24 protein-coding genes and 1 pseudogene are annotated in these 23972 nt (G+C 42.8%); 14 read left to right on the top strand and 11 right to left on the bottom strand.

Features of this window, described 5'->3' with window-relative positions; all coding sequences use genetic code 11:
- Nucleotides 1-28 precede the first annotated feature (28 nt).
- From CQ839_RS14730 to CQ839_RS14720, 3 genes are all read right to left on the bottom strand, one after another.
- Nucleotides 29-1327 carry a hypothetical protein gene (locus tag CQ839_RS14730; RefSeq protein WP_103669043.1) on the bottom strand — a complete coding sequence of 433 codons (1299 nt, stop codon included), beginning with the start codon at nt 1325-1327 and terminating at the stop codon, nt 29-31.
- Complete coding sequence (locus CQ839_RS14725) at nt 1320-2480, bottom strand: cache domain-containing protein (protein ID WP_103669042.1); 1161 nt, start codon at nt 2478-2480, stop codon at nt 1320-1322. The genes CQ839_RS14730 and CQ839_RS14725 overlap by 8 nt, the downstream gene beginning before the upstream one ends.
- Nucleotides 2481-2745: 265 nt before the next feature.
- A complete protein-coding gene (locus tag CQ839_RS14720; protein ID WP_146048746.1) occupies nt 2746-3492 on the bottom strand; it encodes a hypothetical protein in 747 nt (248 codons plus the stop codon).
- A gap of 166 nt (nt 3493-3658) precedes the next feature.
- On the opposite strand from CQ839_RS14720, the gene CQ839_RS14715 reads away from it, so the two are divergent.
- The 3 genes from CQ839_RS14715 (at nt 3659) to CQ839_RS14705 (ending at nt 8389) form a co-directional block, all read left to right on the top strand.
- Nucleotides 3659-3994, top strand: a complete 336-nt coding sequence (locus CQ839_RS14715) for a CU044_2847 family protein (protein ID WP_103669040.1) — start codon at nt 3659-3661, stop codon at nt 3992-3994.
- Nucleotides 3987-5537, top strand: a complete 1551-nt coding sequence (locus CQ839_RS14710) for a trypsin-like peptidase domain-containing protein (protein ID WP_103669039.1) — start codon at nt 3987-3989, stop codon at nt 5535-5537. The genes CQ839_RS14715 and CQ839_RS14710 overlap by 8 nt, the downstream gene beginning before the upstream one ends.
- A gap of 935 nt (nt 5538-6472) precedes the next feature.
- Nucleotides 6473-8389 (top strand): AAA family ATPase, encoded by a 1917-nt coding sequence (locus tag CQ839_RS14705; protein WP_219817788.1) that lies wholly within the window; start codon nt 6473-6475, stop codon nt 8387-8389.
- Nucleotides 8390-8433: 44 nt separating this feature from the next.
- Here the strand turns inward: CQ839_RS14705 and CQ839_RS14700 are convergent, their stop codons facing one another.
- Nucleotides 8434-8877, bottom strand: coding sequence for an HNH endonuclease (locus tag CQ839_RS14700; RefSeq protein WP_103669084.1), 444 nt, complete (start codon nt 8875-8877; stop codon nt 8434-8436).
- The gene (locus CQ839_RS14695) at nt 8796-9116 is read right to left on the bottom strand and encodes a hypothetical protein (RefSeq protein ID WP_103669038.1); all 321 of its coding nucleotides are present in this window, start codon (nt 9114-9116) and stop codon (nt 8796-8798) included. The genes CQ839_RS14700 and CQ839_RS14695 overlap by 82 nt, the downstream gene beginning before the upstream one ends.
- A gap of 243 nt (nt 9117-9359) precedes the next feature.
- Here CQ839_RS14695 and CQ839_RS14690 point away from each other — a divergent pair, with 243 nt between their 5' ends.
- From CQ839_RS14690 to CQ839_RS14665, 6 genes and pseudogenes are all read left to right on the top strand, one after another.
- Nucleotides 9360-9638, top strand: a complete 279-nt coding sequence (locus CQ839_RS14690) for a prevent-host-death protein (RefSeq protein WP_103669037.1) — start codon at nt 9360-9362, stop codon at nt 9636-9638.
- Nucleotides 9635-10033: a type II toxin-antitoxin system VapC family toxin gene (locus CQ839_RS14685; RefSeq protein WP_103669036.1), complete on the top strand. Its 399-nt coding sequence runs from the start codon at nt 9635-9637 to the stop codon at nt 10031-10033. The genes CQ839_RS14690 and CQ839_RS14685 overlap by 4 nt, the downstream gene beginning before the upstream one ends.
- Nucleotides 10034-10155: 122 nt before the next feature.
- Complete coding sequence (locus CQ839_RS14680; RefSeq protein ID WP_103669035.1) at nt 10156-10476, top strand: nucleotidyltransferase family protein; 321 nt, start codon at nt 10156-10158, stop codon at nt 10474-10476.
- Nucleotides 10466-10822, top strand: a complete 357-nt coding sequence (locus CQ839_RS14675) for a DUF86 domain-containing protein (protein ID WP_103669034.1) — start codon at nt 10466-10468, stop codon at nt 10820-10822. Before CQ839_RS14680 ends, CQ839_RS14675 begins: the two co-directional genes overlap by 11 nt.
- Nucleotides 10823-10889: 67 nt before the next feature.
- Nucleotides 10890-11538: pseudogene (locus CQ839_RS14670) on the top strand (YhcG family protein); the annotation flags it as partial.
- 159 nt (nt 11539-11697) lie between these two features.
- Nucleotides 11698-12858 (top strand): 5-(carboxyamino)imidazole ribonucleotide synthase, encoded by a 1161-nt coding sequence (locus CQ839_RS14665; protein ID WP_103669033.1) that lies wholly within the window; start codon nt 11698-11700, stop codon nt 12856-12858.
- Between the two features lie 271 nt (nt 12859-13129).
- Here CQ839_RS14665 and lipA read toward each other — a convergent pair whose 3' ends face one another.
- Nucleotides 13130-13990, bottom strand: coding sequence for a lipoyl synthase (gene lipA / locus CQ839_RS14660; protein WP_103669032.1), 861 nt, complete (start codon nt 13988-13990; stop codon nt 13130-13132).
- A 432-nt stretch (nt 13991-14422) separates the two neighbouring features.
- Here lipA and CQ839_RS14655 point away from each other — a divergent pair, with 432 nt between their 5' ends.
- The gene (locus tag CQ839_RS14655) at nt 14423-15742 is read left to right on the top strand and encodes a YdcF family protein (RefSeq protein ID WP_146048745.1); all 1320 of its coding nucleotides are present in this window, start codon (nt 14423-14425) and stop codon (nt 15740-15742) included.
- Between the two features lie 342 nt (nt 15743-16084).
- Here CQ839_RS14655 and CQ839_RS14650 read toward each other — a convergent pair whose 3' ends face one another.
- A complete protein-coding gene (locus tag CQ839_RS14650) occupies nt 16085-16603 on the bottom strand; it encodes an RNA-binding protein (RefSeq protein WP_103669030.1) in 519 nt (172 codons plus the stop codon).
- Between the two features lie 495 nt (nt 16604-17098).
- Here CQ839_RS14650 and CQ839_RS25165 point away from each other — a divergent pair, with 495 nt between their 5' ends.
- Together CQ839_RS25165 and CQ839_RS14645 are read left to right on the top strand one after the other, a co-directional pair.
- Nucleotides 17099-17257, top strand: coding sequence for a hypothetical protein (locus tag CQ839_RS25165; RefSeq protein WP_181016208.1), 159 nt, complete (start codon nt 17099-17101; stop codon nt 17255-17257).
- Nucleotides 17258-17431: 174 nt separating this feature from the next.
- Nucleotides 17432-18052, top strand: a complete 621-nt coding sequence (locus CQ839_RS14645; RefSeq protein ID WP_103669029.1) for a rhomboid family intramembrane serine protease — start codon at nt 17432-17434, stop codon at nt 18050-18052.
- 40 nt (nt 18053-18092) lie between these two features.
- Here the strand turns inward: CQ839_RS14645 and CQ839_RS14640 are convergent, their stop codons facing one another.
- A complete protein-coding gene (locus CQ839_RS14640; protein WP_103669028.1) occupies nt 18093-18470 on the bottom strand; it encodes a response regulator transcription factor in 378 nt (125 codons plus the stop codon).
- Between the two features lie 174 nt (nt 18471-18644).
- The gene (locus CQ839_RS14635) at nt 18645-19796 is read right to left on the bottom strand and encodes a UDP-sulfoquinovose synthase (protein ID WP_103669027.1); all 1152 of its coding nucleotides are present in this window, start codon (nt 19794-19796) and stop codon (nt 18645-18647) included.
- 435 nt (nt 19797-20231) lie between these two features.
- On the opposite strand from CQ839_RS14635, the gene CQ839_RS14630 reads away from it, so the two are divergent.
- Nucleotides 20232-21299 carry a hypothetical protein gene (locus tag CQ839_RS14630; protein WP_103669026.1) on the top strand — a complete coding sequence of 356 codons (1068 nt, stop codon included), beginning with the start codon at nt 20232-20234 and terminating at the stop codon, nt 21297-21299.
- Between the two features lie 210 nt (nt 21300-21509).
- Nucleotides 21510-22151 (top strand): hypothetical protein, encoded by a 642-nt coding sequence (locus tag CQ839_RS14625; RefSeq protein WP_103669025.1) that lies wholly within the window; start codon nt 21510-21512, stop codon nt 22149-22151.
- 70 nt (nt 22152-22221) lie between these two features.
- Here the strand turns inward: CQ839_RS14625 and CQ839_RS14620 are convergent, their stop codons facing one another.
- Nucleotides 22222-22512: a hypothetical protein gene (locus tag CQ839_RS14620; RefSeq protein ID WP_103669024.1), complete on the bottom strand. Its 291-nt coding sequence runs from the start codon at nt 22510-22512 to the stop codon at nt 22222-22224.
- 72 nt (nt 22513-22584) lie between these two features.
- A complete protein-coding gene (gene rppB / locus CQ839_RS14615) occupies nt 22585-23964 on the bottom strand; it encodes a two-component system sensor histidine kinase RppB (protein ID WP_103669083.1) in 1380 nt (459 codons plus the stop codon).
- Nucleotides 23965-23972 lie beyond the last annotated feature (8 nt).

Below are 23972 nucleotides of genomic sequence, written 5' to 3'. Positions count from 1 at the left end.
GCCGCTTTTTTTAGACTAGGCGATCGCATTACCAGTCGAAAGCTGTGAGTAGAGACTTAGTGATCAAGACCCCCAAGAAGCCGACAGGAACAAGCCACCGTAGATAGCTGACGAGTTCGGCAACTATGAACCGATCCATCTTTTTAGCTACATCTGGGTTAAACAGTGTTATCGATAAAAGTACGGAGACAAGCTGAAAGGCATGTCCTGCGGTGAATATCTGCGATACGAGGCTGTTGCTGCCGAGCCAAGGGTATCGCACTGAAAATGTGAAGGTAAGCGCCACTAATGCCAAGATTGAGCCACTCCATGCGACTAGACGGGGCGCTAAGTCTACATTTGCGAAGAATGTAAAGATCGTCGGTACGATTAAAGTCAAGAAGAATGGTGTGAAGATCGAGCCTAGAATCGCATTCGGGATACGTTTCATACCTACGCGAGCTTCAATCTGACGGAGAAATGCTCCATTCCAAGCGCGTAGCTGTGTCATTTTAAAGGATATTCCCTGTGGCTTCCATCCATTAACTTTGAGGTCTGGATCGAGTCCTGATTCGTTCAGATCATTCTGATCCTGAGTCATTGCAATCTGATTAGAATTGTATTTAGATGACAACATGGCTACTAGCAGAGACTGGGTGTCAAAGGGGAAAGCATCTAAATTTAATTTGGTCTCAAAGGTCGCCTTGACACGCTGGATGAGCTCTACTTCACCATCATAATGAATGAATAAGCCTGGAACGATTTGAGCATCTTTCTCGATGATGTTAGTGATTTTAATCTGCGGGTTCCAGATGGTGGCTAATTTTGCTACAGCAGCTTCTTGTCCAAACTCCAAACGATTAGTTCCCATCTCGCCAGTATCGAAGGCTAAGCGAGGATCTTTCCAGTTGTACCTTAAATCAAACTGACTCTCAAAGGTATTACTAGCTTCGCTGATTTTGCTGATGTTATTTACAAATAAGGCTACACCTACATTTATAGGGAGAGCCACATTAGAAGGAAAAGGAACAAGATTATTCATCCCCAGTGGGTTTTCGTCTGGTGTAGTAGTTTTTTTGGCGATATCTTTAACTGGCGGCTTTGTTGGATTAGCAGCACCATCTTTGTTTGCTGGAGGCTTTGCTGCATCAGTAACTGTGGGGTTTGCCACTGACTGATTAGGTGCAGGTGTTGTGGGATTATTTGTCGCTTCAGGATTAGATTGCGCAAAGATAGCGGTCGTTGCGATGTTTGCTCCTGCCCCAATATAGGTAGCAAAAGTGAAGGAAATGCACAATAAAAAAATGGTGAGGATGTGGGATAGCGAAAATTTCCATGGTCTACGCATTTTTTGACTCCTTCACAGCATCTTTAGTATTGCCCTTTCCATTCCCTTTAGAGACAACAAGAGTTTGTAGCGATCGCGCCATGCCGCCAATCTCATCGCGGCGGTTTGCCAAATCTTCGAGATCAGGGGCTGGATTTCCATCGGCTAGTTCGTTGCTGGCACTTGCGATCGCGGCAAAGGGCTTGAGCAACATGGCATTAACCACGATTAACAAAGCACCAGTCAGCAACACTATCTGTAATCCTGCCATTGCAACTGTGCCTGTGAGTGCCCACCTTTGCTGATTCTGGAATTCACTAAAGTCTCGAACTGCCACTACCGCACCGATACGTTCACCCTTGTAGTCCAGCACGGGCACTAAGACCAGTCCGTAGTCATTGCCATTGACGGTGAGAAGTTCAACAGAAACATCACGCGCCTTGGCAAAGACTGCGGGAGATAGTAGTGGCTTGAGAGCCGCCCAGTCTGTGACTTCGACGGCTTGGTATCCACCAATGATGCGCTCACTATCTGGACGAGGCTGCAATTTGGCGACCTCAGTCATCAATTTATCGTCGATGAACACACCCACATCAAAGCCTGTATTTGTCTTAGTTTGTGAGAGCACCGATGAGAAACTTAAGCCTATTTCAAAGCTACCGATCAACCCCTCATCATCTTTGACTGGATAGACTGCGCGAATGCTAAGCCCGCGCCGACCGATTTCCATACCGCGTTGAGGTTCCCCAGTGCGATTAGCTACCAGTAGCATCTGACGAAATCCACTCAGATCTTCACCATGTCCATCCTTAAGAGCATAGATACGCAAGAAAGAGATCGCAGGTGGCAAGATAAACTGCCCCTCTCTGATTCCAAACTGATCGCGTTGGACAATCATGGCTGGCAATAGACGATTTGCGATCTCTTCGCGGTTTTTTGCCCGAAAAGCTTGCTTGATCGATGGCAATGAAGACACTAATGAAGCGCGGGCGGAGGCTTTGTTAATCTGTTCGGCGATGTTGCTCTGGATCAATGTGGATGTAACATTCAGTTCTCGTTTCTTCGCACTTTCGATCATGGCATTGTTAGCCTGAAACCCCGAATATGCCGACACGATCGAAGTGGTTATAGCCACCATAAACAACAACAGTTGAGACTTCCACTTAATATTCATATTTTGCTTGCAGTTAATCTACAGGAGGCTGATTCCATTTCTTAAAGCGAATTGTGCTCAAGCCATAATTAATAAATTTTTGAAACTGTTGCTTTGCAACAGTTTCAAAAATTTATAGTAGTTTGTTTGGTCGCAAATTGTTGTAGTTGTTATTTTTTTTGATGTCTAAACCCCAATGCACAAAAGTGTGCCGACCCTTTTGTGCATTAAAAATCAAATCCAGCAAAGGAAAAGACAGTGCTTAGCACTGTCTTTTCCTTTGCTGTTAGGCAAAAATACCGCGAGCTTTGTCAAAGTAATATTTGCGATCGTCTAGACCGTTATAGCCACCATTCACACGTAAAGTCACTTCTTCGACACTTGCACCGCGATCGCATAGGGCATTCATATTGTTGTTAGACCACCAAAACCCAGCACTGGTAAATGGATATTTTGATGCAACATAGGCGACTCCATCCATCACTTTAGGATCAGCGATCGCCTTACTAAAAGCCTGATAATTAGCCCGCCCTGTAAGCTGAATCACTCCAGCCCCTTTATATTTTGGTCCGTCACCTGGATTCACATTCCCCAAATCTTGGCGACCTTCATAATCCTTACCATCGGCAAATTCTTGTGTATATTGCAAGCCACCAGACTCGTGGGCAATTTGACTAAGAAAATGCCGCAATCTAGGCGCGGTAGTAATCTTGTAGCGAACTAAACAGGAGTTCAAATCTTGAAGTTGAGCATCTGTAATTTGTCTGCCAAAGAATGATTCAGCTTGTTTTTTACTGACAATTTGAGGAGCGTCAGGTACTAGTCCTTCCCAATGTGGTGGAAAAACGAAGTAAGTTCCACTACCAGCCGCTAAAATTACTTTGACATGTCCATTGTCAGCAGGTTCAAATTTATCAAATCCATAGGTTTTACCAACGGGGACATCTATCGTTTCGTTAGGTTTTGTGAGTTGTGCTGAATCCACTGGGCGCACTTTCAGTTTTGTCGCAACCTTAGCCTTCATTATTCCCATATCATGCTCACCACAATGACTAGATACAATAATTATCAGCTTCTGGCGTTATTTTTGTAAATGAAGTCTATTGAGTTTTTCTTCAGAACTATATGACATTTTTTTGTGGTTTTATTGAGAAAATCAACTAAACTAAAATTTTGATGTTAACAAGCTTGAAACTAAAATGAATGACTCAGAAACTCGCACTCAAAATATCCCTGTACAACTGGAAGATGGAACTACGATTCTGGTTGAGGTAACACAAACTGGGCGTGAGGATGTGGCAAATGAAGCCAGTAAGTTTAAAGCGGTAACTGATGCGCTCGGCGGAATTGTCCAAGCGATCGCTGAGCCGATTAATCGTGCTAAACCTAATAAGGCGACGGTGAAGTTTGGTATGGAGTTAGCGGTTGAGGCGGGTCAGTTAACAGCCGTACTGGTCAAAGGTAGTGGTAAGGCAAATCTAGAAATTTCGCTAGAATGGACAAAGGAAATAGGGACGGTGAAGACCATTGGCTAGTCTCAGTCCTGACAATCTCCATACTTGTACGGTGAAGCTAAGTATTGATAATACTCACGGTACAGGTTTCTTTGTGGCGGCGGGGCTGATTTTGACCTGTCATCATGTGGTTAAAAATGCTGGCGATCGCCCGATTAAGGTGAGATGGCAAAACCAAGAGGATTTTGCAGTGGCGAAGGTTTTACAGTCTTTTCCCGATCCTGTCGATCTGGCTCTGTTGCAATTTGAGACGTTGGAAGCTTTAGCCTGTGTGGAGTTGGATGGGGCGATCGCTGCTTTTGACGATCTTTTTGCCTATGGCTATCCTGATATTGACCCGAATGGTGCGCCTGTAACGTTGCGATACGATGGGCTGAATGGTGATGTGCCGCCGAAGATTAAGTTTAGTGATGGCAGGGTTCGCTCGGGGTTAAGTGGTGCGCCGTTGCTCAATCCTGCTACGGGTAAGGTTTGTGGTGTTGTTAAATATACGGAAGATCGCAGTTTGCCCTTGGGTGGTGGTGGAATTCCGATCGCGACAGTGTTTGAGTATTTTCCCGATCTTGCGACTCAAAATCGTCAGTTTCACCAGCAGCAACGGGGTGATGTGAATCCGTTTCAGTATGGTGCGCCTGTGTCGCCCGATCGCTTTTATGGTCGGGTGAGTGCGATCGCCGATGTCAAAAATCGGATTGGGGCAATTTCGGCGCAATGTGTGAATATTGTCGGGTTGCGGCGCAGTGGCAAGAGTTCGTTTTTGCGCTATATCAAGGAACGTCCGCAAGTTTTCTTTCAGGATTCGCAACAGCCGTTAATTGTGTTGTTGGATTTGCAAGATAGTAAGTTTCACGATCCTTATGGACTGATGGAAGGATTGAGGCGTGGTATTAAAGCACAGGTTGGGACAGCGCCTTGGGGTAGGGGTGATAATATCGATCCCTATGAGGTCGAGGATGCTTTGCTGGAACTGAGAGATGAGGGTTATCGATTGATTGTGATTTTGGATGAGTTGGAAAGTATTGGTTATCGGTTGGATAAGTTTCAAGATTGGGGTGAGGATTGGCGATCGAAGGCTGGGGCGGGTTTGTTTTCGCTGGTGGTGGCGAGTCGGCATCCGCTTAGTGAGATTTATAAAAATTTGGGTTTAACTTCACCGTTTGGAAATATTTTTAGTACGACGGTGTTGGGGGCGTTAGAGATTGAGGCATGGGAGAAGTTATTGCGAGATGGCTTTTCTAGTTGTGGGACGGACACGCTGAATTTGGTTAATAATTTGGCGGGGCGGTTGCCTTTTTATACACAGATGGCGGCGGCGTTGATTTGGCAGCATGGTGATGTGGAAGTGGTAAAAAGGGAGTTTCTATTTCAGGTGCATTCGCATTGGGCGGGGATTTTTTATGATCTGTCTGATTTGGAACGTCATGCTTTGAGAGTGGCGGCGGGGAAATCGGCAACTGCGGCGGCTCCTGTGACGCGGGATTGGTTGCAACGGTATGGGTTGTTGGGAACTAATGGGGAGTTGTTTAGTGATGTGTTTGCGGAGTTTGTGCGAGGTTTGCGATGAATGAGGCTTTGAAGTTGTGGTTGAGGGAGAGTTGGGAGTTGTGGTATTGGGCGATGTTTTTTCCTTCTCGGTTGCAGGAGAGGATGAATGAATGGAGTCCTGTTGAGGAGCGTTATGGATACAGACCAGACACAACCTTTCAAGATATTCTTTTTAGTCAGACAAATCGGCGCTTTCTATTCCAATTCATTCAAATTGTTTGCCTTTTTAGCTTGCCTCTTATTATAGAGATTATCTTTTATGGTCGATCCTTGGATTTGTTATTATTCCCAATTATTCTTTTGGCAACTTATGGTATAAGTCTAGTTTTCCAAATAGATTTTCATTTTCCATTAATTTTTGCCCTAGTTTATTTAGTAAACCCTACTTTCTTTGTTACAGGTCTGATCAAATTTATTGAATTCTCACTACTTGTATCGCAGAATTTTATAGGATTATTATTAATTAGCAGTCTAGGATTTATCCTAACAATTACTCTTTTAAGTTTAGAACATAGCTCACTATTAACAAAAAAAAGACTACTAATATTTGTCTTTATACTTATTTCAGTCAGTTGTATTTGGATAGGAACTCAAAACTGGGTATTTACTTTATCAGTTGCTGGATGCTTAGGTATTATTTTACTCTCATATCGAAAAGCCTTTGAATTAGAAAAAATATTGATAAATGTTATTGGAATAACTATTACACTCTCAGTTTCGGTTGTTGTTTGTGCTTTTTTATTAACCAGTATTGATATTGCCAGCAATATTATTATTAGCATTGTGTATTCTTTTCTTACATTTAGATCTGGTTACATATCTCAAAAAGTTAATTATAGCATTCGATATAACGTTGAAAATATTACGAACTATTCGTACAGAATTTGTTACAGCGTTTGTTATAACATTGGGATCATTCTTGTAAGTATTGTTTTGGGCATAACTGTAGGCGTTATGATGAGCATCATTACAAATATAGGTGCTTTACCATTACCTATGTTTTTCTTCGCCTGTTGGCTGGTTGGAGTGAGTCTTTCTACTACGAAAGAAAAATGGTTGGGAATAATTGCTGCTATTATTATGACTGCATTTAGAATTGAGGATGAAAGTTGGCTGATTTTGCTATCTTTCTCAATTACATTACTTGCTTATTATAGAATTTACCCTGAATTTATATCATTTATATTCAAACTAGTAAATACTATCTCTTATCGTGTTACACAATATCCATTCGATGTTTTAAGAAGATTACCACCCTTTACTAGCGAACTACTCTGGCTCCCCTTACCCAATCACGATCGCATCCTCATCGCCGCCTTTCGCCAAAATCCCCTAGAAGCCCTACCAATTTTTCAATCCATCCAAAAGCAGCCCCTCTATGGATTCCAACAAACAATTAAAAACGCCTTACCGCAACTAGTCGCCGATCAATTAACCGCCATTCACACCATTCCCGAACTCATCACCACAGCCACACCCAACCACGCCATCTTACCCCTACTCGTTCCCTCCCTATACCAAACTGAACTATTAGATACTAAATCCCTCAACGTTGAACTTCTCCCCACCTTCCAAAAATATGCTCAAAATATCGAAGCAGCCCTCCAAGCAGGAAGTATTGCCCTCCGCGAACGCGGCTTAGAACGCATCCTTGACCAACTATCCACATTAAATTCCCAACTATCAGGACTAGTCAAAAGCAAAGCCATCCCACGCTGGCAAAACGTAATCAAACAGTGGCAAACCATCATCCAGCAAGAACTAGAACAACTCCAACGCCAATCCCAAGGCGAAATCCTTAACCCCTTTCAGTATGGCAATCCCCTCACCCGCGACAGAGCGCAACTATTTAAAGGACGTTCCGCCTTTGCCGATCAAATCGTCCGCCAAATCCTCGATCGCAACCGTCCCACCATCATCCTGCATGGTCCCCGACGCTGTGGCAAAAGCTCCTTCCTGCTCAACTTACCGCGCCTCCTAACCAGTGACGTTTTACCAGTATACATCGACCTCCAAAGCCAATCCGCCAGCCAAAGCGAAGCCGACTTTTGCTTCACCATCGTTCGTGCCATCCACCGCGATGCCCGTAGCCAACAAGTACTCCTACCCGCCCCACCCAAACGCGAAGAATTTCGCCTCAGTCCTTACACCCAACTCGAAGACTGGCTCGACACCGCCCTAACCCAACTAGGCGACAGACGTATCCTGCTGAATATCGATGAATTTGAAGCGATCGGCATAGCAATGGAACAGGGACGTATTAGCAACAGGCTCTTTGATCAACTCCGCAGCCTGATCCAACATCAATCGCGCCTCAGTTTCCTCTTCTCTGGAGTCCAAACCCTAGACGAACTCGGAACCAATTGGAGCAGCTACTTCATTAGCGCCATGCCCATCGAGATGACCTACCTCAACCCCGACGAAGCCAGAGAACTACTCCTCAATCCCGATCCCGAATTCACCCTCGAATATGACACAGGCATCGTAGACCAAATCCTCACCCTCACCCGTTGCCATCCCTACCTCCTCCAACTCCTCGGCTGGGTACTCGTACAACTAGCCAACACCACTCACACCCAACTCGTCACCCCCACCCTCCTCCAGTCCGCCATCCCCGAAGCCTACATCAACGGCATCGGCTACTTCACCAACGTCTGGGAACAATTCACAGGCACAAACCCCACCGAAATCACCGCAGGACAACAACAACTCCTAGCCCTAGCCCAAGGACAACAACCCCACCCCACCAACGAAGCAGCCCAAAAATCTCTACAAAGAATGCTCCGCTATCACATCATCGAGAAAATCGATAACCAATACAAATTTGAAGTCCCCTTAATCGAACGCTGGGTCAGAGAGAAGTCAAGCTAAATATATTCTCGCCTATGGCAGAATATGAAAGTAGCGATCGCAGTTTACAAACAAGGATCACCATCGGGAGGATGCCAACCACCTCTGAGCCATAACGCTCTCGCTCGGATGATAAATCTGTCATTGTGGCGATCGTCATTGAGATCTAATCTGTGGCAAGTAGCACGACCAACTGCGGTTTTGCCAACAATCTGTAATCTATCAACCGACCAAACATAATGCTCTGCCCAGTTCTGTTGCCGTGGGTTAAAAAGAGCTATTTCTCTTTCCGTCTCAGGATCGATACCAGTTATGAAATTATAACGGCGACTATTGCATCGAGAACAAGCAAGAGCCAGATTATCCACATCATCAGTACCGCCTAAAGATTGTGGTAGAAGATGTTCCATTGTAAAGCGATCGCTGTTTAGATATTCTGGTGAATGGCAGTATTCACAGAGACTTCGGGCGCGTTCTCGGACAAATTTTCGGGCTTGAGAGGACACCATGAGGCTTTTTCAGCAATTTGGGCATTAATCAGAGTAAAAATGCGAGACAGTTCCGTAATACCTTCAAGTTCAGCGATTTGCTCATTGGTGAGGGCATCTGCTTTCTTTCGATCTAAAAGATTTTCTAGGCGATCTTGCAAATCATCTGTGAGACGAAATAGAAAGACATTACCTAAAGGAACAATATTCATCCCTACAGGTATAAGTGACGATGGCTGCACCATTGATTGGGTAATCATTTCTCACCTCGTATCTTTCTAAGAAACTTTATTTAGGATAGCGCAATATCGAGAAAGTCAATAACCAGTACAAATTTAAAATGCCATTAAGCGATTACTGAGTCAGAGAGAAGTCAAACTGAATATTTGCTAGCCTATGGCAAAATATGAAAGTAGCGATCGCGCATTTATTTTGTGGCAAAGCTCATGAGTATTACGCGAATATTATGTAAAAAACCTATTTATCGTAAGGACTAAAAACCTATGACTTGGAAAATTGAAGAAGCACAAGAACAATTTTTGGAAGTTGTTAATGCTTCTGGACAAACTCCTCAACTAATTTATCAGCGCGATCGCTTTGTTGCTGCGGTAATTCGTGCTGACCTATTTCAAGAATTTCTCACATGGCAACAACAGCAAAAACGGACTTCCCTAGCCGATACCTTCGATGAATTACGACAGATTTGTATTGCGGAAAACTATACCTTCGAGATTAGCCCACGTTGCGATCGACCTAACCCCTTTGCGGAAATGCTGCCATGACCTTTCTCTGCGATACAAATATTATCAGTGAGCTAGCTAGACCTCGCCCAAATTCTGGCGTAGTTGATTGGAGTCAAAATATTACGTTCATAGCCATAAGTGTAATTACGATTGAAGAAATCACTTACGGACTAACAGCAAAGCCGAATGCAAAGATTCAAGATTGGTTTCAGCATTTTCTAAGTTATTCATGCCAAATATTACCAGTAACACCTGAAATAGCTCAATGTGCAGGGCTAATGCGTGGCAACTTCAGAACAAAAGGAATTTCTCGCTCTCAAGCTGACATTCTTATTGCTGCGACTGCTGAAGTTCACGATCTAATTCTGGTTACGCGCAATACTCGTGATTTTGAAGGTTGTAATATTCAAATCTTGAATCCGTTTATTGAATGACGAGTACTATAAATTTGAAGTCCCCTTAATCGAACGCTGGGTCAGAGAGAAGTCAAACTGAATGTTTGCTAGCCTATGGCAAAATATGAAAGTAGCGATCGCAAAATTTCTCACAAAAAACTATGACAGTTATAAAAGCGACAAATTTACCCTTTGCTATTTCTAAGGAAGAAATCACGCAATTTTGTCAAAAAAATGGGATTGCTAAACTTTCCTTGTTTGGTTCAGTTTTACGGCAAGACTTTCGACCTGATAGTGACGTTGATATTTTAGTAAGTTTTCTCAGCGATCGCAAAGTTAGCTTCTTAGACCTCGCACGTATGGAACGCGAATTATCAGTATTATTTTCAGGTAGAAAAATCGATTTGAGAACCCCTAAGGAATTAAGTCCATATATTCGCGATCTCGTGATTAATGAGGCTGTAGTGCAATATGGCAATTGATAACATAACTCGCCTACATCACATGATCGACGCAGCAAAAGAAGCGATCACATTTGCTAACGGTAAAAGTAGAGAAGAGCTTGAAAGCGATCGCTTACTCCTATTAGCTTTAGTCAAAGATTTAGAAATCATTGGTGAGGCAGCCAGCAAACTCACTACAGAAATTAGAGAGCGTTATCCCCGATTACCTTGGATCGATATTATTACTATGCGAAATCGGCTAGTACATGAATATTTTGGAATTGATGAAAGTATTGTTTGGGATACCGTAACAAAAGATTTACCTCCTTTGATTGAGGAACTAGAAATCATTCTTCAACACGAAATTGATTTGCTAATTAATTGATCTCGATCGCTAGATGGCAAAATATGAAAGTAGCGATCGCGACTTGTAATATTCCATTCTCAGATTTATGCCTAATCAAATTGTCCCCGCAGACTACGAGCAACTATTGCGAGATCTAAAAAGTCGCATACGTTCAGCACAAATCAAAGCCGCCTTAGCCGTAAACCGAGAACTGGTATTACTCTATTGGCAAATTGGACGCGAAATTTTGCAGCGACAGGGGCAAGAAGGCTGGGGAACCAAGGTAATCGATCGCCTAGCCAAAGACCTCAAACAAGAATTTCCCGAAATGAAGGGCTTCTCGTCTCGCAATCTAAAATATATGCGAGCATTTGCCGATACTTGGGCAGACGAACAAATAGTGCAGCAAGTTGCTGCACAAATTCCTTGGTTTCATAATTGCATTCTGCTCGACAAGGTAAAACCAAAACCAGAGCGCATTTGGTACATGCAAGAAACAATCGCCAATGGTTGGAGTCGAGCCGTTGGAACACCAGATCGAGACAAAACTCTACCAACGTCAGGGAAAAGCAATTACCAATTTTGAGTTAACCTTGCCCCAGCCACAATCCAATTTAGCCCAACAACTGATTAAAGATCCCTACACATTTGATTTCTTAACTTTGGCGCAAAATGCCCAAGAGCGAGATCTAGAGAAAGCTTTACTTGATAGCATTCGTAGTTTTCTATTGGAACTTGGGACAGGATTTGCTTTTGATCGAACAATTAGAAGCAGAATTGGCAACAGTTGAAATGATAGAAACGGAAAGCAATTACTTATCAGATTGAGATTTACAGCGATGGGACAGGGACTCATTAGCGCCAATCTCACGGTAACCTAGAATTGTGGTTTAGATTGATTTAGGGATTTTGTAGTGGCTACTCGGCAAAAAATTGGGGTGATTGGTGGCGGACAACTTGCGTGGATGATGGCGATCGCAGCCAAACATCTTGGCGTTGAATTAGCTATTCAAGCTGCAAGTTCTGATGACACAGCCGTAAATGTTGCCGATCGCGTAATTTATGGAGAAGTTGCTGATGCTAGCGCAACAGCCAAGCTTGCTGAGTATTGCCAAGTAATTACCTTTGAGAATGAATTTGTCGATCTAGTTTCTCTACAAAAACTCATCAATCAGACTGGCGATCGCGGCTTATTGTTTTTACCAAAATTAGAAACCTTGGCGATCTCCGTCGATAAGCTGAACCAACGCCAACATTTTCGCGATCATCAGATTCCCACACCCGAATTTTATAGTGTCGATACAGAATTAGAACTTTTAGCATCTGCCGATCACCTCAGCTATCCCTTAGTTCTCAAAGCGCGACGACATGGCTATGACGGCAAAGGAACATGGGTTATTGGCAATGAAATAGAATTGCGAGCGGCTTGGGAAAGTATGCATAAATCTCCTGCGATCGCAGAAGCTTTCATTCCCTTTGAGCGCGAACTTGCTGTCATTGTGGCGCGATCGGAATCAGGAGAGATCGTCATTTATCCAGTTGTCGAAACTCTGCAAACCAATCAAGTTTGTCGTCGCACGATCGCTCCAGCTCGTGTTGATCCCAAAGTTAGAGAAAAAGTGGAAAACATTGCCAAGCAAATTGTGACCACCCTTGATGCGATCGGTGTATTTGGAATCGAATTCTTTTTAACAGCCGCAGGAGAAGTTAGCGTTAACGAAATTGCGCCACGCACCCATAATTCAGGGCATTACACCATTGAAGGTTGTCAAACTTCGCAATTCGAGCAGTTACTCCGTGTTGTCAGTGGAAGGCAACTCGGTAATGTATCGATGATTGAACCTGTGGCTGTAATGGTTAATTTACTGGGGTTTGAGAATGCTTCGGGTATAGATGCTGATTATTTAGACAAACGCAAGACGATCGCAAGCTTCCCGAATACGCATATACATTGGTATAACAAAACGCGATCGGCAATTGGGCGCAAGCTTGGTCACGTTACGATTTTGGCAGAAACTCACGATATTGCTATAGATATTAGCGATCGCATCGAACACATTTGGTATAGCAATTAATACCAAACCCAAATATGTAAGGATGCGCCCCTGCGGGGCGCATCCTTACATATTTGGGAATTTGGTGAATCAAGCCAAAATGCTTATATAGAAAGCATTTCAAATAAGCGCTTTAGCCGATGAAAACCCTTTTAGCTTCGTGGGAAGTTATATATGCGTCTCAATTGTTTCATTGAACAAGAGTTGGCGGGAAATGGATTTACTGACGTTGCCATTTACCCGCTTTTTTTTCGCGTAATTTCGTATAAAAGGTGGTGCGAAGCACCACCTTTTATACAGTTTGGCTGGCATGATAGGAACTGCGTACCAAAGCTCCCGATCGCACATGGGCAAACCCAATCTGTTTTGCGATCGCTCCTAGCTCGTCAAATTCTTCAGGAGTCCAATATTTCTGCACAGGCAAATGTTCAAGGGATGGACGCAAATACTGCCCAATTGTCAGGGAACTGCATCCGATCGCATATAAATCTTGCATTGTCTCCTTTAGCTCCTCCAAGGTTTCACCATGCCCCACCATCAGCCCTGATTTTGTAATAATGCGCGGATCGATCTCCTTCACCATTGCCAAAACCGATAGCGATCGCTCGTACTTAGCACCACGCCGCACTTTCCCCTGCAAACGCCTTACTGTCTCAATATTATGGTTATAGCAAACTGGCTCAGCCAAAGTCACCATCTCAATGCAACGGCGATCGCCCCGAAAGTCGGGAGTGAGTACTTCGATTTTTACATTTGGACGCGATCTCCTAATCTCCTGCATCGTATCCACAAAACACCCAGCTCCCTGATCCGCCAAATCATCTCGTGCTACCGAAGTCAGCACCACATAATCTAAGCCCAATAAATTTACCGCCTCCGCCACTTTTCTCGCCTCATCAGGATCGAGTGGCATCGGTTGATGACCTTTATCGACTTGGCAAAAACCACAAGCACGAGTACAAGTTGGCCCCATCAACAAAAAAGTTGCCGTCTTTTGGGCATAGCATTCCGCTCGATTTGGACATCGCCCCTCTTCACAAATAGTATGAATCCCTCGCTGCTTAATAATTTGCTGAACTTCAGAGATTTCACTAGCTTTGCCGATTTGTGGTCGCAACCAACTGGGTAACCGTAACTCTTCTTTGGCGGGCATATCGTTATATAAAAAATAGGAGAGGTACTTTGTACCTCTCCTATTAAAACTTATAAATGAGAAGCAACGCTTTGTATCAGCAATTGTCATTATAAAATTCGGTTTTTGAAAGCCCGCCTACGGCGGGCTTTCAAAAACCGAATTTAGTGTTTCTAGCGCCTTTGGCGCTAGAAACACTAAATTCGGTTTCATATTGAGAATTGCTGTCTTTGTCACACCTCAAATTTGTAGGTTTGTCAGAAAAAGTCTCATAAAACCTGATTAAAACCCTTTACAGATGTACCCCTATTGACTAGCATATTGCACTGATACATTTTAATAGCCGTCATGATGCGTGGGACACAAGTAAAAAACAAGAGAGAATAGGCGCGACGCGCCTATTCTCTCTTGTTTTTTACTGAACAAGCAACAGTAAAGAATTTTGGAGGGGTAGTGTTTGATCTATTAACCAATATTCTGATTTGGATTATTGCAATCCCAATTTTTGTAATTCTGTTTAGGGCTATTCCCAAGGACTGGTTTCGTCTATTTGGATTAGTAATATTTACAGCGTTAATTGCGATCATTTTTGCGAACTTCAGATTTGTGGAAGAGCCGATCCCCAAAACTGTTGTTGAGTTTCTCACGTTCCCATTTACGCTAGTTGGGCTTTTGCTGCTATTGCTATTTTTTAACTATTGGCTCAGACTCAAAAATCTCAACGTTAAAAGTGGGGAAAAGGTTGACAATAAAGCTGCTAACGAGAAAGTTGCTACAGTTAGGAAAGAAATATTAATAGTTTTACTGATCTTTGCGATCGCCACTAACAACGCTACCTCAGAACTATTTACCTGTTACTTAGAACAACAAGGCTCAAATGCGATCGAGCAGTCTTATCGTCGTCCAGTTCGTAATTTGACAGAACAAGAACTATTGGATTTTAGGCGAGGAGTTTACGATCTCATTGTCGTCCTTGCCGAAAATCCTCCCTATGAGCCACGTCTCCAAGAAGCAATCAGATTATGGAATGAGGCTGATATCCAAAAGAAACCATACATCATCTTAAGTGGGGGTAGACGAACATCATACCCCCCGACAAAAGGGTACGCCTGTCTTACTCCACCAGAATCACCGCCAACGCGCACCAAAGAAAATGTCAGAGATGCGATCGCTAGCCGAGTGGGCATACCCAACATTGGATTGCAGTATGACCCTCGCTATGAGGGCTACTTTACCAATAGAGCCGCCCCTAGCGAAGGTATCCCTCAAGTTGACCTAACCGAAGCTGATCAAATGTGTAGTGCTTTGACTAGTTTCCCAAATATCTCTTCAATTCGTTCTTTTGTGATTATTGAGCCATCTGGCATAACGGTGCGAAGCAGTGGCGATGAAATTAGCAAACTAATCAAATCTCTAGAAAAAAACAAGCTAATTGCTGAAGATACCCGCAACAGCAGAAGAATCTTGTTAATCACTTCTCCCACTGAAGCAACTCGTGCTTTTTTGTCTTTTAGAAACCAAGATCTTAATGCATCATTAACAACTGCTAGCTATCCATCCGATAGCCACAGTAACCTAGGCGAGCAATGTCCTTGGCCAATTGGTAAGCAGTTTAGACTCAAACCACAGTATTTTCTTTTTAACGCCGAAGCTTTCGTCAAATCTGAGCGAGTGTGGACTGAAGTTAAAGAATTAGTATTTTACACCCTCAGATTTTGGCTGCGTCCACCGTTAACAGATGAGCGTTCTTATTATCCCAAGCAACCAGTCTAAATAATACCAAAGCACAAAACGGCTACGCCATTTTGTGCTTTTAAAACCAGAAATTCTCATTATAAAAATCGGTTGTTTGAAAGCCCGCCGTTGGCGGGCTTTCAAACAACCGATTTTGGTGTTTCCAGCGCCAAAGGCGCTGGAAACACCAAAATCGGTTGCATAATGAGAATTGCTGTTTTAAAACCCTTACAGGGTTTGTTTTTTAATTCACAGAAATGTTGTCACACTCTTGTGAATTGGTATAAAACCGAAAATAGAGTTGCGGCGCTTTGCACCGCAACTCTATTTTCGGTTAAATAAAAAAGCCTCGCTTAGCGAGGCTTTTTTATTGTTTATTTCTTACTTAGCTGCGCCCTGAGCTTCTAGAAGCTGTTTTAAACGCTCTAGGTCAGATGCCCAACGTGGGTCAGGTTGATGAGCTTCAGAAGATCCACTAGAACTAGATACACTTCCAGTAGTTTTCTTGTTGTTATTGCTACGCTTTTTGCGTTTTGCTGCGGCTTTAACTGGTGCAGCAACTGTACTTGTTATTGGAGATTCGCTCTCTGACTGAGAGGAGTCATCAGAAGAAACATCTTCCAAATCAGAACCATCTTCGGCTTTACCTTTGGTACGAGGCAAAGCTTTTTCTAGCTTTAATACAGCACCGTTGAAATCATAGCCATTAAACTTCTCAATGACTACGTCAGCAACTTCATCAGAGTCGACAGTGACAAAGCCAAAACCACGGCATTTGCCTGTTTTGCGATCAGTTATAACTTTCAACGATACTGAATCACCTGATTCATTGAAAATTTTTTCTAGAGCTTGGCGATCTAATTCTGCTGGCAAGTTGCCAACATAAAGGCGAATGGACATGATAATAGAAAACCTCTACGCTATAAAATCTTCAGCAGGTGACTAGAGCAGCCGCTACAAAAAACTTGTTTAAAAAACTTGTTTGCTACTTGTTAGCTTAAATTGGAGCTATTGATTACGTGCTACCTGCGATTAATCAACTTGATACGACACTCTTGTGCCATGTATCAACATAACATACAAAATGCTTGTCTTAAAAATAAAATGTAATGAAAGTATCAAAATTCAATCAATATCAAAAAGCATATATAGCGATCGCGAACTTGGACATCAACAAAACCAATTTTGGTTTTGTAATTTAGAACTGATTTTTCGGGCGCAATCAAAAACAAGAGAGATTTGCAGCATTTAGCGCTGCAAATCTCTCTTGTTTCTTTTGAAGCTGAGACAGCCATGATTTAAATATTAAGTTTTGATGTTTTTTGAGGTTAATTACTTGACGAATAAAATTTAACTATAGTATTATCCGCTTCCATAAATTTGCATGGTATTTACATGGAATTTTTCGGGATTTTTATTCTTAGTTACTGTTTATGGATTGGTCAGGCTCTTAATGATGCTCAAAAGAAACAAGAACAGGATGTGGAAAAGCGGATCAAAGAAAAGTTAAAAAACGATCAATACATCAATGTACGAATTATTGAGAAACTCTAGACTGATAGATCTTGCCCCACCCGTAGGATGTATCAGGCTATAGCCAAAACATAACCTAATAGTTAGTGGTGAGCCGCGAAGGCTCACCACTAACTATTTATTGGGAAAGACGTAGTAAAGATTATTTATAATCTAATCGGTTAGAGATGCAATCACTTTCGTGGGGTAAAAATCGTGAAGCAACAGCTGCAAACTATTAGTGGAGAGCTAAAAACTCAAGTTAAAATCTTGGCGGGTTTGGTAGCAACTTTTTGGATTATCGTCATCTTAAATGAAGTACTCCTTGAAAAGATTTTAGTAATTGCCAATGGCTGTGGCTTGAGCCGTGGTCTTAATGCTCTAGGAATTGTCCCACATAGCTTTATTGGTTTGCGCGGTATTCTGTTTGCGCCATTTCTGCATGGAGGTTTCTATCACGTTTTGGCTAACACAGCCCCATTTGCTGTCCTTGGATGGTTTGTGATGTTGCGAAACATTAAAGATTTTTATTTTGTGTCTTTTATGTCGGCATTGGTGGGTGGTTTAGGGACTTGGTTAGTTGGTAGACCTTGTTCCACCCATATTGGTGTAAGTGGGGTGATTTTCGGCTATTTTGGCTATTTGCTATTCCGTGGATATTTTGAAAAAAGCTTCGTGGCGATCGCTATTTCGATTGCAATTGCGATCGGTTACGGAGGAATGATCTGGGGTGTATTGCCGACCAGATCTTATATTTCATGGGAAGGGCATTTATTTGGTTTTATTGGTGGCATCATTGCGGCAAAACTATTATCACCAAGCAAAACTGCCCAATAAAAAAGAGTCGGCGTAAAACGCCGACTCTTTTTTATTGGGTTTAAGCAACGCTTCTGATTGCTTCTAGCAAACTACGAGTACAGGCTCCTTTGTCACAAAAAGCATCAATGTTTGCTCCATTGGAAAGAGCTTGAGCTTTTCCTCCATCGGCGGCTGAATAAGCAACAATCTTAATATGAGGATATTCGGTTTTGATGGCGTTGGATGCTGTCCATCCGTCCATCACTGGCATGTGCAGATCCATGACTACGACATCTGGTTCGTGTTTATGAACTTTGGCGATCGCTTCTTTGCCATTAGTTGCAACCTCTACAGTGCCAATACAAGATTGTAGTGAAAGAGCTAGCTGTAAAGTGCATCGGGTCAGTTCGTGGTCATCCACCACCAAAACTCGCAAGGTTTTTGTTGAAGCTGTCATGGTAGGTTCGGTAAGAAGGGCTTGACAATAACTCTGTTATGTAATCTAAGATACTTCTTTTTTTAATTTAAATCTTCTATCGCAGGGACTAAACACAAACCCCAAACCCAAAATAAAGTGGCGGCGCGAAACGCTGCCACTTTATTTTGGGTTTGGTACTGGGCAACAGCGATATTAGCCGCGCCATTTTACCTTTGGCAAAATTTGCTTCTGGTCAATGCGATCGCGATATTTGACTGCAAAGTTGAGTAAGGAGTCGATTAAGGCATCGGATAGAAAATGAGGTTGTAAGCCCAGATCGAGAAGATTGGTGTTTTTGGCATTGAAATAATGCTCTTCTAGCTCAACTCGTGGATTGTCAATATTTTGGACTTCGACTTTGATCCCAAGAGTTTGCCCAGCTTTCTGCACCATAAAAGCAAGATCGCGAATCGAGAAAAGCTCGGTAAATTGGTTGAATACTCTCATTTTGCCAGCCTCCGCAGGCGTAGCGATCGCTAGTTCAATACAGCGCACCGTGTCCCGAATATCGAGAAAACTACGGGTTTGTCCGCCCGAACCATAGACCGTCAGAGGATGTCCAATTGCAGCTTGGATGCAAAAACGGTTAAGTGCTGTACCAAATACGCCGTCATAATCGAGACGATTAATCAGTAACTCGTCAGTGCCAGTTTCTTCCGTAAGCACTCCATAGACTACGCCTTGGTTGAGATCAGTCGCCCGCAAGCCCCATGTCCGACAAGCAAATTGAATATTGTGGCTATCATGAACCTTGCTGAGGTGATAAAAACTTCCAGGTTGCTTAGGGTAAGGAAGCGTGTCTTTACGTCCGTTATGCTCAATGGTGATATAGCCTTCTTCGATATCAATATTAGGAGTGCCATACTCACCCATCGTCCCCAGCTTAACTAGGTGGCAGTCGGGATTATGTTCTTTAATCGCATAAAGTAAATTGAGCGTTCCAACTACGTTATTGACTTGGGTAAGTACAGCATGTTCGCGATCAATCATCGAGAATGGTGCTGAGCGTTGTTCACCAAAATGGACTAGTGCATCAGGTTCAAAAACACGGAATGTATTCTGTAAAAATTCATAATTAGTGATGTCACCAATAAACAAGTCAATTTTTTGACCTGAAACAGCTTGCCACTTGTATATGCGCTCTTGAATAGAGGCGATCGGTGTGAGCGTCGCAACACCTAACTCATTGTCCCAATGCCGACGAATTAAGCTATCAAGCACACCAACTTCATATCCTTTATTGGCAAGATGTAAAGCTGTCGCCCATCCGCAATAACCGTCGCCACCAATTACCAGTACTTTCATGAATTCTCTGGGTTAGAAAAAATTTGAGTTACAGTTTCCAAATTAACCCTATCAGGATTTATCTCGTTTGTGATGGACATGACTGAAATTCCTTTAGTTGTATGTGTCGAGAAACACATACATGGAATGTTTGTGTTTTGAGGATTGCTGTAGAGAGGCTTGAATTAGTTAAAGCACAAACCTCAACAAAGGATAATGCCACAAAGCCGCGCCAACCTTTTTTGAGGTTTGTGTCCTAAGCGAAATTTACAGATATATAGTGTATATTCATAGATAAATCACGCAAAACTTGCACCAAAATTTGAACGTATTTTGATGTAATCACGCAATTTAGCCGATCACAGCTTTTAGTCGGCAAGTGTAATGTATTGAAATTAAGATAGCCAAGAAGAGCTATAAAGCTATTCATTAGTTAGCCTAGGACAATTGTCAAGTATGCTTTCGATTGCCGAACTTGCCCATAAACGAGATCCAAAGGCGATCGCCGAAATTATTTGTCAGGCGTTACAGCCCCTTAACATCGAGCAGCTTCATGTTGCCGTAGATATTGTCGATAGCACTTTAGAGCTACAAATTCGGACAGAATCTGCCATTGACAAAGAAAAATTGCTGACATTAGTCCATAGCAAACTTCAAAATTTGCATATAGAATCGGTAGCTAAATTTAGGATTCACTGTTGGCGCAATGGTGAAGAAACGCATGAGCAGCAACTGCTATGGACGGAGCAATTTATGCTAGATCTTCCAAGATCGTCACTGACATCATTTACAGAAATAGATCCAGATCTGGATCGTAAGCAGCAAGAAGCGCGATCGCCAGAGCCACAGCTTTCTAAGCATTCTGTCTTGCAGAATGCGATCAAGAAAATTGCACCAACAAATTCAGAAGCTAAAAAACATCTTTTAGCTTCTGATAAGGAGAAGCAACCTCTTACTAATGCCTTAACAATTGCATCAACTGATATTGTCAAAGCTAATAGATCGCAACCTCAATCTGATAGTAATTATTGGCAGTTGTTGTTTGTAGGCTTATCGATTGTCGCTCTAGGATTGGGAATTGGTGCATCAGTCAGGGCTATTACATCAAAAGCCGCTATTGAGTCAAGTGATTCCTCATCATTAGCAACCCCATCAGTTCAAAATAAAGAAGCAAAAAATATAACAACTACAGCAAAAAGTATTCCTACCGAGACTATCCAACCATCTGCCACGACTCCCCAAACTACACCCAAAGCTAATCTTTCTTCGGTTGAGCCGATCACCAATCCAAATGAGCAGGAACAAGAACAGGTTATAACCTTGGAAAAGTTTAATCGCATTCAAAAAGGAATGACTATTGAGCAGGTGGAAAAAGTTTTTGGTACATCTGGTAAGGTTATCGCCGAGAATAACTCAAACAATAGTATTGGGCAGGTTTATTCTTGGAAAAACCCTCAAGGTAGTAATGCAATCATTGAGTTTAAAGATGGTCAAGTAGTGGCTAAAGCTCAAGCAGGCTTATAACAAAACCAAGATATTTACCGCCCGCGTAGCGGGCGGTAAATATCTTGGTTTTGGGTTTAATTTTGCGTAGCAACAAAAAAGAGAGAGGGTGCGAAGCGTCCTCTCTCTTTTTGTTGCTATTGCTATAAAATTACATATTGGGTAGCTAACTAATTTTTTGATTCAGACAGCTAGAAAAGCCCAGTAAAAGCCTCGTGGGAGAAAATTTTTTTGGCTATCGATTTACGCAGCTACGTCTACTTAGACAATCTTCAAAAACAACATGCTGCTTATTTAGGAACGGTCGCACAAGGATTTTTACCCTTACCAGGTGACACATCCCTCTGGATCGAGATTTCCCCAGGTGTTGAAATTAACCGCATTACCGATGTAGCTCTGAAATCAACTTCAGTACGTCCAGGTGTGCAAATTGTTGAGCGCTTGTATGGACTACTAGAAATTCATTCGTCAAGTCAAGGAGAAACCCAAGCCGCTGGTCGAGCCATTTTGGAGATGCTGGGCGTAACCGAAGAAGATCGGATTAAGCCTAGATTACTATCTAGTCAAATTATTCGTAATATTGACGCACATCAAACCCAGTTAATTAATCGCTTTCGGCGAGGGCAGATGTTGTTGTCTGGGCAAACTCTGTACATCATGGAAGTGGAACCTGCTGCCTATGCGGCTCTTGCGGCTAACGAAGCCGAAAAAGCTGCCTCGATTAATATTCTGGAAATTGTGGCAGTTGGTAGCTTTGGGCGTTTATATCTCGGTGGCGAAGAGAGAGATATTATGGCAGCTTCGGAGGCAGTGTTGAATACGATTAACAATGTTAAGGGGCGCGATATCTACGGTAGCCATTTCAAAGAGTAATCAAAATTCGCAAAGAATCCCCAAACCCTAATGTTTGCGCCCCGCAGGGGCGCAAACATTAGGGTTTGGGTTATAAATCATCTTCCCAGCCACAGCACTTACAGCGCCATTGCTCTGGCGGCATCCTCATTCGCGAAAAGGCTGTGCGGCATTCTGGACATTTACCTGTAAAGATTGGATGCCAGCCACATTCTGCTTCCATAGCAGGATCATAACTATGGGGATCGTCGGGTTCCCATAGCTCCGCCGAGATGAAATCTGAGCAAAGTCCCCACTCTGGCCCATAAGGATGTACTGCACAGACCAAAAGCTGGCTGTGAGAGTAAAAATTACAGCGATCGCACAGAGATATTTTTGCCATAGATGTATTTTACTTAAAAACTAAAGTGTGCAGGAGTATTAGTGCAAGTATCTAGATTTTCTGTCAAAAGCTCTATTTGCTATACGGGGCGATCTCTAATTCCAAAGTGAAGAGACTGCCCTTATCAACTTGACTAGTAACTTTGAGATTTGCCTTATGTCTTTTGGCGATCGCTTGCACAATTGCCAAGCCCAATCCCGTTCCGCCTGTTTTACTAGAGCGATCGCTATCGATACGATAAAAGCGATCAAAAATGCGCGTTTGTTCGGCTGGAGCAATCCCGATTCCCGTATCTTTCACAGTAATTAATGCTTTGCGATCTTCTTCAAATAGGCTGATTTCAACAAGACCATTACTAGGCATGTACTGAATTGCATTGGCAATTAAGTTGGAAACAAGGCGATAAAGTTCAGATTCATTGCCCAAAACATAAATCTCGTGATCGGGCATTTGATTAGTTAAATCAATATTAGATGCTGCGGCAAGTTCTAAAAATTCTTCGGTCAAGTCGCTAATCAAATCATTTAAGCAACAGCGTTGCCAAGGCTTTGGGGATGAGTTTTGCTCAAGGCTAGATAGAAATAGTAAATCAGCAATTAAATTACTCAAACGCCTTCCCTGCTTTTCTACTTTGTAAAGCATTGTTTGCGTATCTTCGGGATTAACTTGCGGTACTCGTAAGATCGCTTCGACGGTAGCGAGGAGACTTGCTAGAGGCGATCGCAATTCGTGGGCAGCATTGGCGGTGAACTGTTGCTGCTGTTGATAGGACTGATAAATGGGCTGCATTGCTAATTTAGATAGCCACCAACTAGAGAGGGCAATTAACAACAATGCGATCGGAAAACCGATCGCTAAAATTAGTTTGATGCGCTTTACTTCCGCATCAAATGGTTCTAAATTCCGACCGAGTTGCAAGTATCCCCAAGATGGTTGAGTACTGTGTCGATGGGTTTGATTCTTCACATCATGGCTATGCAAGATAATCGTGAACTGGTGATAGCGGATACCCTGAGAACTTTCAAAGGTTTGCCAAGGTGTAGTTATTAAATGCTGAGGCAGTTCGGGAATAATTTGGCTAGGTGAAAAGGCGAGGAGTTTCCCTTGATGATTGAAGAGCCGAATGTAATAAGTACTGCGATCGCTAATGCCTGTGGTATGGCGTTGAATCAGCGTGGGGCTGATATTACAAGGCTGATCTACTAAACAGAGTTCTGGCAAAATCCGCCGTAAAATAGAAGTTGGCGCTTCGGAAGCAGGTAACATCGGTTCTAAACTATCGTGTAAAGTCCCTGCGATCGATTCCATTTCCCGTTCCATCGCTTCCCAATTGGATTGAATCAGAAAGCGATACATACTAAATCCCGATAAACTCAAGATTACAGCCATCACTCCCGCATACCAAAAGGCGAGACGAGTTCGGCTACGACGAAATAATAGATGGGTGTTCATAATTGATC

Source organism: Pseudanabaena sp. BC1403, assembly GCF_002914585.1.
In the GTDB taxonomy this organism is placed as follows: Bacteria; Cyanobacteriota; Cyanobacteriia; order Pseudanabaenales; family Pseudanabaenaceae; genus Pseudanabaena.
The sequence above is the reverse complement of the archived record's forward strand: the minus strand, read 5'-3'. Positions and strand labels throughout refer to the sequence as shown.

Excerpts from the sequence above, each read along its gene's own strand:
- CQ839_RS14695 (WP_103669038.1), bottom strand. The coding sequence starts at position 9,116 with ATGATTACCCAATCAATGGTGCAGCCATCGTCACTTATACCTGTAGGG.
- CQ839_RS14630 (WP_103669026.1), top strand. The coding sequence starts at position 20,232 with ATGCTTTCGATTGCCGAACTTGCCCATAAACGAGATCCAAAGGCGATC.
- CQ839_RS14640 (WP_103669028.1), bottom strand. The coding sequence starts at position 18,470 with ATGACAGCTTCAACAAAAACCTTGCGAGTTTTGGTGGTGGATGACCAC.
- lipA (WP_103669032.1), bottom strand. The coding sequence starts at position 13,990 with ATGCCCGCCAAAGAAGAGTTACGGTTACCCAGTTGGTTGCGACCACAA.
- CQ839_RS14720 (WP_146048746.1), bottom strand. The coding sequence starts at position 3,492 with ATGGGAATAATGAAGGCTAAGGTTGCGACAAAACTGAAAGTGCGCCCA.
- CQ839_RS14680 (WP_103669035.1), top strand. The coding sequence starts at position 10,156 with ATGACAGTTATAAAAGCGACAAATTTACCCTTTGCTATTTCTAAGGAA.
- CQ839_RS14635 (WP_103669027.1), bottom strand. The coding sequence starts at position 19,796 with ATGAAAGTACTGGTAATTGGTGGCGACGGTTATTGCGGATGGGCGACA.
- CQ839_RS14620 (WP_103669024.1), bottom strand. The coding sequence starts at position 22,512 with ATGGCAAAAATATCTCTGTGCGATCGCTGTAATTTTTACTCTCACAGC.
- CQ839_RS14685 (WP_103669036.1), top strand. The coding sequence starts at position 9,635 with ATGACCTTTCTCTGCGATACAAATATTATCAGTGAGCTAGCTAGACCT.
- CQ839_RS14700 (WP_103669084.1), bottom strand. The coding sequence starts at position 8,877 with ATGGTGTCCTCTCAAGCCCGAAAATTTGTCCGAGAACGCGCCCGAAGT.
- CQ839_RS14705 (WP_219817788.1), top strand. The coding sequence starts at position 6,473 with ATGATGAGCATCATTACAAATATAGGTGCTTTACCATTACCTATGTTT.
- CQ839_RS14715 (WP_103669040.1), top strand. The coding sequence starts at position 3,659 with ATGAATGACTCAGAAACTCGCACTCAAAATATCCCTGTACAACTGGAA.
- CQ839_RS14675 (WP_103669034.1), top strand. The coding sequence starts at position 10,466 with ATGGCAATTGATAACATAACTCGCCTACATCACATGATCGACGCAGCA.
- CQ839_RS25165 (WP_181016208.1), top strand. The coding sequence starts at position 17,099 with ATGGAATTTTTCGGGATTTTTATTCTTAGTTACTGTTTATGGATTGGT.
- CQ839_RS14650 (WP_103669030.1), bottom strand. The coding sequence starts at position 16,603 with ATGTCCATTCGCCTTTATGTTGGCAACTTGCCAGCAGAATTAGATCGC.
- CQ839_RS14730 (WP_103669043.1), bottom strand. The coding sequence starts at position 1,327 with ATGCGTAGACCATGGAAATTTTCGCTATCCCACATCCTCACCATTTTT.
- rppB (WP_103669083.1), bottom strand. The coding sequence starts at position 23,964 with ATGAACACCCATCTATTATTTCGTCGTAGCCGAACTCGTCTCGCCTTT.
- CQ839_RS14725 (WP_103669042.1), bottom strand. The coding sequence starts at position 2,480 with ATGAATATTAAGTGGAAGTCTCAACTGTTGTTGTTTATGGTGGCTATA.
- CQ839_RS14690 (WP_103669037.1), top strand. The coding sequence starts at position 9,360 with ATGACTTGGAAAATTGAAGAAGCACAAGAACAATTTTTGGAAGTTGTT.